Below are 8,338 nucleotides of genomic sequence, written 5' to 3'. Positions count from 1 at the left end.
GATCATGCCACCATTGACGAACAGCGTTGCAAGAACAATAAATGTAAACGTCTTGTGGAAGACCATCTCTTTTTTAGATAGCGCATAGCCACCCATCGAAGTCACAAGCAAGGAGACGAATGTACCTACTAAGGTATAAATAATTGTATTTTGATAACCTGTAAATATACGACCGTCTTTAAATACATAGGCATACATTTCCAAATTGACCCCTTTGGGCCATAACCAGACATCCCCCTTCAGTACATGAGCATGATCGCTTAACGAGATCGCAATCATATACAGAAACGGATAAAGTGTACTAATAGCAGCTAAACCCAATAGCAATGCATTGCTAGCTTGAAATACTGAGAAACGTCTTTTCATGCAGATTCCCGCCTTTACCACAAGCTGTTTTCACTAAATTTACGGCTGATCGTATTCGCCGTATAAACGAAGATAATGCTGATGAGGCCAGTGAATAGATCAATAGCCGTCGCATAGCTGTAATTTCCATCCACAAGTCCTACCCTATAAACATATGTGCTGATAATATCGGCCGTCTCGTAGGTAACAGGCGTGGATAGCAGATAGACGCGCTCGAAGCCAATTTCAAGCAGACTTCCAATGTCCAAGATCAACACGATGACGATGGCTTGCGAGATGCCTGGCAACGTTATATGTCTCATTTGCTTCCACCTGTTAGCTCCATCAATCTTAGCCGCTTCGTAAATTTGCGGGTCTATGCCGGTAAGTGCAGCTAAGTAGATGATTGTTCCCCAACCTGCATGCTGCCAAATCCCCGACGTTACGAATATCGTGCGAAACCATCCCGGTTCAACCATGAAGGTAATCGGTTCGTGCCCGAAGAAACCCAATAGATGATTCACAATCCCCACGGTTGGCGATAAAAATGTTACAACCATGCCTGCGACCACCACATTGGAAATAAAGTGCGGCAAGTAAGTGGCCGTCTGGACAAAACGCTGAAATAATCGGTTCTTTAACTCGTTTAATAACAGGGCTAGTACGATGGGCACCGGGAAGCCGAACAGAATATTGTAAATCCCCAGCAGCAAGGTATTTCGAATAATTTTATAAAAATCGGGATTCTCGAAAAACATGACAAAATATTTGACCCCGACCCAGTCGCTTTGCATGATACCTTTGAACAGGTTATAGTTTTTAAACGCGATGACAATGCCGAAGATCGGAACATATTTGAATAGGACAAAATACAGGAGACATGGCAGAAATAATAGCAATAAGTATTTATCACGTCTGATCTTGCTCAAGACACTGCTCGCAGGTGCATATTTCAAGTCGCATCACTCCCCTTCTATGACCCCTGAAAATCCCGCCGCACAGACCGAATAATCAAAGCATGCAGCGGGCCAGGGTGCTATTTATTTCTGGAAACTTAGCGCACGATCATAAGCTGCTTTATACACGTCCAATACTTTTTGAACCCCAAGCTTTTGCATCTCAGCTACATAGTCATTCCATTCATTCATTTTCTTCTGTCCCAGAATAAACTTGGAAATTTGTTCGTCTCTGTATTTATTCACGCTTTGGCCAACAGTCGATACGATCTCAAGCTCTTTATCCGTAAAGGCGATCCGAGGCTGTGATTGGGTCTCGAAATTACCTAGTTGCTTATATCCTTCTTGCAAATTCTTCGAATCCAGAGGCCAGTAAGCATTTACGTCAAGAACGGTATAAGATCCCACAGTTGCAATGCCAGACTGAATGCGCAAATCCGTCAAGCTTTTGTAGTCAGACTTTAATTGCTTTTGCCCATTCGCATATGTAAAGGTCTCGTCCTCTTTGCCCCAGCTGGCCGTTTGAATGCCTTCCGGCGAATAAAGGAAGTCGATATACTTCAGCGTTTCATCCAAATGCTTAGTGGTCGAAGCGACGGCGAAGCCGTTCGACAAATAAGCGCTGAACGGGTTCATCTGAACACCGTTCGCTCCGCCTTTCGGTGGCGGCATAAAAGAGAGGCTCAGTTCCGGTATCACGCTTTTGACCTGAACTGGGATTTCATCAATGTTGCCAATATAATTGGCTGCCAAGAACGTCTTATTCTGAGCAAACAAGTCGACATATTGCTTCTGCGTCATCGCCATGAAATCAGGAGGGATCAAGCCTTCGCTGTAAAATTTATTGATATATTCGATCATTTGCTTGTAGTTATCCTCGATCGGACCGAACCGCCACTCTTTTTTGTCAAAATCATAGTACTGCGTGTTCATCGTACCGAAGTTCGAGGCGATATTCGTGATGGAGGACAGTTTATCGAAAAATGCAATTGGATAGCTGCTTGGATATAAGGTTTTCAGTTTTTTTGCGACTTGATATAGCTCGTCATAATTATTGGGTGGCTTCAAATCATTTGCCTTGAATACATCATCGCGGTAAATCCAAGAGATTCTCGATCTTTTTTCCAGTCCCGCCATCGGGAAGAAGTAGCTTTTGCCGTCAGCCGACATCACAGATTGTTTCACGTTAGGATTACTATTCAAGAAAGCATCGTAGTTGGGCATTTTCTTAAGATGATCCCAGATATTAATCAATGCGCCTTGATTTCCATATTTGTTCGCGACTTGTGTACTGGGGACAATTAGAAAGTCAGGCATATCTCCCGAGGATACAGCGAGACTAATCGCTGTTTCATAATCATTTGGTGGTGTTTGCACGTCCAGCGCAACATTGCTTTTCTCTTTCAAGTACTTGTAGACAGGCCAATTTTTGTTATAAGGCCAAGTTGGATGATTGCTGGTCATCATTTTTAAGGTAACGGCTTCAGCAGGCTTGAAGGATGTTGACGGTTGACCCGTTACACCTGTAGCCGTATTATTCTGTGAAGAACAACCGGCAACCATGGCAATGACTAGAGCTGTACCTGCAAGTTTTGCAAATGCTTTATTCCTCATATCGTATTCCTCATCTCCCTTTTCACTTGTGATGATCACTTCCACAATAGCGTAGTATATCCCTGTCTCAATCGTATATCGACACTATTATGGTTTTTGTACCACAGCTCCGCTCCCTGAAAGATTGTCAGTTAGTGATAAAAATGTTCATTCTTTCGCTGTATTAAAAAGCACAAAAACAACAAACCGGAACCCCCTTAGGAGTCCCGGTCCTTATTCAGCCTCTTGAAAATCTCCATAATCTCCACACTAGTCTTCTAGATCTTCCCCTGGTCATTACACATCTCTACTGTCAGGTCCGAATCCACATGAATCCTCCCCGGACCCTGAGCAAGTCTAACACAAAATTCATTATTGATTTCCATGCTGGCCACGCTTTTAAATCTAATCGTTTTATCCATCACGCTGTTATTGATCAGTTCCATGATGCCCTTTTGATTGAATACACAACCAATGAGATTAATTCTGGTTGCAAGATAATCTCCCATTGCCTTGTTTTCATGGAATTCGATCACGTTGTCTTGAAATATGGAATTTGTAATGGTCAATACATCAACTGGGGTGTCGACGGAGATAAAAGGTTTCCTATACTTGTGCTTTACCCGAATGTTGTCAAACAGCAGTTGCTCCTGTACAGGAATCTGTGCGCCCGGATAATAGGATCGACTATACCTGTCATTGTCAAAATGGACGGAAAAGCCGGTTCTAGCTTTACTTAGAACAATGTTTCGGAACGTCACATTCCGCACCCCTGCGGTGTATGTGATATCTTCTTGCACCATAGTCCAGTGAATGCCGTCCAGAACTTTAGTGCCTGTCGCATGCTCTGGCCGAGTAATTGATACATATACTTTTGAATCCGGATCCGCCTTCACCCGATAGAGACGTCCATTCGAAACGACCGTATCTGACTTTTGTACTTCCATGCCTCCCTCCCAGTCCATCCATGCACCGGCTAGAATTCGGCAAAAGTAGCCTACGCAGTCGTTATCCTCTTGGCTCCGTGCAAGATCGTGGCAATTTTCTACCAAACCATCCTCGATCCAGCCCAACTCCGGATTTCCCACATCATAATCATGAGCATTGAGTGCGACGGCATCATCGAAGGTGTCGAAGACACAGTCGCTAATATGAAATCGTTTGCCTCTACCAAGATGAATACCGTCTTTGTCTCCTTTAATAATCGCATTGTGAATGATGAGATCCTCGAACGTACATACATGTATTGCGTATTGAATTTTACCCATGTCGAAGCAGCGAAAGTTCTCAATTTTTAGATCCTTCACATAAAAAAACGCCAGTTGTCCATGCAAGCCGAAGACCTCGTCAAACTTGCGAATATCCATTCCATTCACAACAATATGAAGATTTTCAATGCAAATATGCTCATCATACGTTTTGGTCAAGGCTCCTCTATTGAGGAGAACATGAGAGAATTGGCCTTCCTCGTCTTGCTTCTGCAAAAACACGTTATTTCCAAAAAGTAAAGTCGTATAGCTCCCAATATAAACGGTTCGCGAGAGCTTATATGTTCCTGGGCGACTTACAACAATTGTACCGCCAGCGTCCAAGGCTTGTTGAAGAGCTACCGCGTTAGCGACTCCCGTTGCTTCAGGAGTGAATCCGTAGTCTGCAGCATTAACAAAAACGTTCATATCCAATTGCTCCTTTTGACAGTTAGGTTTTCTTGCCCTTTTTCAAATTTACTTCTTCTCACATTTGGTAGGCACTTGATCAGCTTCATCAATTAACTATAATGAATCATGCTTACGGAATGTTAAGATCACCGTAAGCATGATTCTGAAAATTATTGAATTATTTGGTCTTCTTCCACTCATCAAGTTGCTTCTGCATTTCGGCAATAACCTTATCTATACCGGCTTGCTTCAACTTATCTTGGAATTCTTTTAATTTATCATCCCCACTCACTGTACCTGTTGTCAGACCTGGCAGGTATTGATCAAGGACGGACTGAATATTAGCAATCTCTGCTGTTACAAGCGTATTGTCAAATTTGTAACCCATCAGCGGAGATGGCTTCGCAGTCTCATTTTCCTTTTTTGTCTCCTCAACAACTTGCGGGTCTGTGCCTTCAGCGAGATAGGCGTTAAACGTGTTGCCGAAGACCCAGCTGGCATTAACGTTGTAACCGGCATCTTTATTAATTGTTACGACGTTATCTGTTGACTTCGTATAGTGTTTGCCTTCCACGCCATAACAAAGTGTGTTATAAAGCTCTTTATCGGTATTCAACAAATTGATCAACATCATCGCGCGTTCCGGATTTTTGGACGTTTTGCTTATCGCCTGCATCGTCGTAATAATCGACCCGGTATTGGCGAAAGTTTCTGTTAACGGCACATAAATGACGTCGTTACCTCCATTGCCTATTTTGGCCGCAGCTTCTCCCCCTGGTTTAAGAACATTGTGATATTGTACGACAGCCTTGCCTGTTTTAATAATATCCTCTTTATTTTTGAGTGTACCTGCATTCTCATTGATATAACCTTTATCATGCCATTGCTTCATTAATTTCAAATATTGAACAAATTGAGGAGATTCGTAAAGATTAATAACCTTGTCCTGATTTTTCAGATCTACCCCGCCGCTTGCACTGTTCTGATTGCCAATGATCTCCATCCCGTAATACTTAATCATCGTACCGAACCTTCCAAGACGATCATTCAGAAATGGTACCGTATCCTTCGGCTCTCCATCTTTCACTTTCTGCAAGAAGGGTTCAATGTCCTCCACCTTTTTAATGCTCGCTGTGTCCAAGCCGTACTTATCGGCAAACCGCTTTTGAATGACAAAACCTTCTTTATTTGTTACCGTCTGATAGTTCGGAATGCCATAAATTTTGCCTTGAATCTTGGTGGCATCCCAAACAAATTTCGGCATGGACCCCGCCAGGGTCGGCGCATATTTATTAATCAGTTCATCAAGCGGGATGAATGCGCCCTTCGTTTGATTTTGAACGTAATCCCAGTTCCAGTTGGACACCCAGGCAATATCGTAACCTTCGCCTGAGGCGACGATCGTATTCATTTTTTGCTTGTAGTCTGCGAATGTCTGCGCTTGCAACTTGACTGTCGCATTAATTTTTGCCTTTGTAATTTTGTTGACTGCCTCCTGAACGCTTTGCAGATCCTGTGGAATGGCGCTTAATGGAAAATTCCATACTAACTCCACTGGTGCCAACTCAGCTTTCCCTGTTGCCGATGGGCTCTCTGCGGACTTTGCTCCTCCGCATGCCGTTAAAATCAATGCCAGACTCATGGCCCCTGCCAATACTTTACCCATGTTCTTTTTCATCTCGATTCCCCCTCTTTGAATGTGCAATCCAATATATCAGCTGCCATTCTCGCTTTTCAGCATTTTACAGCATGATAACGAACATTATGATTAACCTTTAATGGAGCCTACCGTGAGCCCGCTGATAAAAAATCGTTGAAACATCGGGAAAATCACCATCATCGGTCCCGCCGCAAGAACAGCCATCGCCATTCTAGCCGATAAACTCGGGAAATCTGCCAGATTGATGTCGACGTTGACCATCGAAATATTACTCGACAAGAAATCAATGGTACTCATCACCCGGTAAAGCAGCAATTGGAGCGGAACCAGATTGGGATTATCGATGAACAGTAAGCCCAACCACCAATCATTCCAATACTGGAATGAAATGAACAGCCCTATGGTTACGAGAGCAGGAAGCGATAGCGGAAGCACCATCGTAAAAAAAATGCGCCATTCGTTCGCGCCGTCTATTTTCGCAGATTCTATGATTTCAATCGGAAGCTTATCCATAAAGCCTTTCATCACCAGGATGTAGAACGGACTGAGTAAATAAGGAACGATTAGCGCCCACATCGAATCCTTCAGGTGTAGATACTGCGTGACCAGGATATAAAACGGAACAAGTCCACCACTAAACAAGCTTGTAAAGAAGACGTRCAAGGTCATGATCCGGCGATACCGGTAATCGCGTCTCGAAATCGTATAGGCTGTTAAGCTTGTGAGAATCAAGCCGATGAACGTCCCCAGAAGGGTAACCAAAATCGTAATTCCATAAGCATGAAGTAACGCTTCGGGAGCCTGTAAAATCAACTTGTAAGCCTCTATACTAAAAACCTGTGGAAATAAACGGTATCCATCTTCCAGCAAAGACTTCTCATCCGTTAATGAGATGGAGACGACCAAAACAAGAGGTATGATAAACGCTAATGATATTAAACTGAAGAACGCATTGATGATATGGGACGACCAATTCGTCCCCTTTTCCTTTAATTTTATTATTTCTCTTTTTCTGCTAATCTTTACCTCTACTTGCGACATAGACATCAACATTTCCCTCCTTACCAGAGCGCATTATCCGAGTTTATTTTTTTAATGATCCAGTTAGCTAACAGAACCAGAATAAATCCAACGACAGCTTGATAAAGCCCGATTGCTGTAGACATGCCGATATCGCCGACAACTTTTAGCGAACGATACACATACGTATCGATAACATCTGTCGCGTTATACAGGAAGCTCGTGTCATTCGGGATAAAGTAAAACAAACCAAAATCGGATCGGAATATTTTACCTACATCTACAATAAATAAAATTACGATCAACGGCATCAAGAGTGGAATCGTGATCTTGCGAACCAGTTGCCACTTGGAAGCTCCGTCAATTTTAGCCGCTTCATAATAGCTCGAGTCAATGGAGAGAATGCCTGCATAATAGATAAGTGTTGAGAACCCCACAGCCTTCCAAACTTGGGTAAGAATAATAATGAATGGCCAGTATTGCGCCTGCTCGTACCATTTAATTGGCTGTTGTCCGAACGTTTCGAGAATGACATTCATGAACCCATTCTTATGATCAAGGAACCCAATGACGACATAGCCGACAACGACCCAAGATAAGAAATAAGGCAGAAATAAAACCGTTTGATGCAGCTTTATCCATCTTCTCGAAACTTCGTTAAGCAGGATCGATAGCGTCAATGCTAGTACCAGCGTCACAAGAATGAAGGAGATATTGTAGAGAATTGTGTTCCGTGTAACCGTGAATGCAGCATCAGATTTAAAAAAGAATTGAAAGTTTTTAAATCCTACCCATTCGCTCCCCCATATGCCAAGGTCGTAACGATAATTCTTGAACGCAATGACTAAGCCAATCAATGGCAAATAGTTAAAAATCAATTTATAAAGAATTGCAGGTAATGACATCACGAACAATTCCTTATTGCGTTTGAAGTGCTGCCACTCCGTTTTGATCTGCATTCTCTTCCCTCCCAGCAGTATGCAACTGTTGTTGTATGGCCTTATTATCACGTTGCACCGCAAAAAAAACTACTGTAAAAAATGAAAAACACTTTACTATTTCCACGTATAATATCGAAATAACTGTACTATCCCATTGTGCGGGAG

The 8,338-nt window shown here is 42.8% G+C and carries 7 protein-coding genes; all 7 read right to left on the bottom strand.

Translation table 11 applies throughout. The features are described 5' to 3' along the window. The coding region (locus tag AC1DUA_RS00655; RefSeq protein ID WP_477497882.1) for an ABC transporter permease family protein at positions 1 to 366 on the bottom strand (366 nt) is incomplete at its 3' end. Between the two features lie 14 nt (positions 367 to 380). Then, positions 381 to 1,301: an ABC transporter permease gene (locus AC1DUA_RS00650; RefSeq protein WP_477497881.1), complete on the bottom strand. Its 921-nt coding sequence runs from the start codon at positions 1,299 to 1,301 to the stop codon at positions 381 to 383. Positions 1,302 to 1,385: 84 nt separating this feature from the next. Further along, complete coding sequence (locus AC1DUA_RS00645; protein ID WP_477497880.1) at positions 1,386 to 2,915, bottom strand: extracellular solute-binding protein; 1,530 nt, start codon at positions 2,913 to 2,915, stop codon at positions 1,386 to 1,388. A gap of 257 nt (positions 2,916 to 3,172) precedes the next feature. Beyond that, positions 3,173 to 4,570: a glycoside hydrolase family protein gene (locus AC1DUA_RS00640; protein ID WP_477497879.1), complete on the bottom strand. Its 1,398-nt coding sequence runs from the start codon at positions 4,568 to 4,570 to the stop codon at positions 3,173 to 3,175. Positions 4,571 to 4,730: 160 nt separating this feature from the next. Then, positions 4,731 to 6,230 (bottom strand): ABC transporter substrate-binding protein, encoded by a 1,500-nt coding sequence (locus AC1DUA_RS00635; RefSeq protein ID WP_477497878.1) that lies wholly within the window; start codon positions 6,228 to 6,230, stop codon positions 4,731 to 4,733. A 90-nt stretch (positions 6,231 to 6,320) separates the two neighbouring features. Further along, the gene (locus AC1DUA_RS00630; RefSeq protein WP_477497877.1) at positions 6,321 to 7,259 is read right to left on the bottom strand and encodes a carbohydrate ABC transporter permease; all 939 of its coding nucleotides are present in this window, start codon (positions 7,257 to 7,259) and stop codon (positions 6,321 to 6,323) included. Between the two features lie 14 nt (positions 7,260 to 7,273). Further along, positions 7,274 to 8,191: an ABC transporter permease gene (locus AC1DUA_RS00625; RefSeq protein WP_477497876.1), complete on the bottom strand. Its 918-nt coding sequence runs from the start codon at positions 8,189 to 8,191 to the stop codon at positions 7,274 to 7,276. Positions 8,192 to 8,338 lie beyond the last annotated feature (147 nt).

Source organism: Paenibacillus sp. 01T422 (genome assembly GCF_056398785.1).
The sequence above is the reverse complement of the archived record's forward strand: the minus strand, read 5'-3'. Positions and strand labels throughout refer to the sequence as shown.

Excerpts from the sequence above, each read along its gene's own strand:
- AC1DUA_RS00640 (WP_477497879.1), bottom strand. The coding sequence starts at position 4,570 with ATGAACGTTTTTGTTAATGCTGCAGACTACGGATTCACTCCTGAAGCA.
- AC1DUA_RS00625 (WP_477497876.1), bottom strand. The coding sequence starts at position 8,191 with ATGCAGATCAAAACGGAGTGGCAGCACTTCAAACGCAATAAGGAATTG.
- AC1DUA_RS00645 (WP_477497880.1), bottom strand. The coding sequence starts at position 2,915 with ATGAGGAATAAAGCATTTGCAAAACTTGCAGGTACAGCTCTAGTCATT.
- AC1DUA_RS00635 (WP_477497878.1), bottom strand. The coding sequence starts at position 6,230 with ATGAAAAAGAACATGGGTAAAGTATTGGCAGGGGCCATGAGTCTGGCA.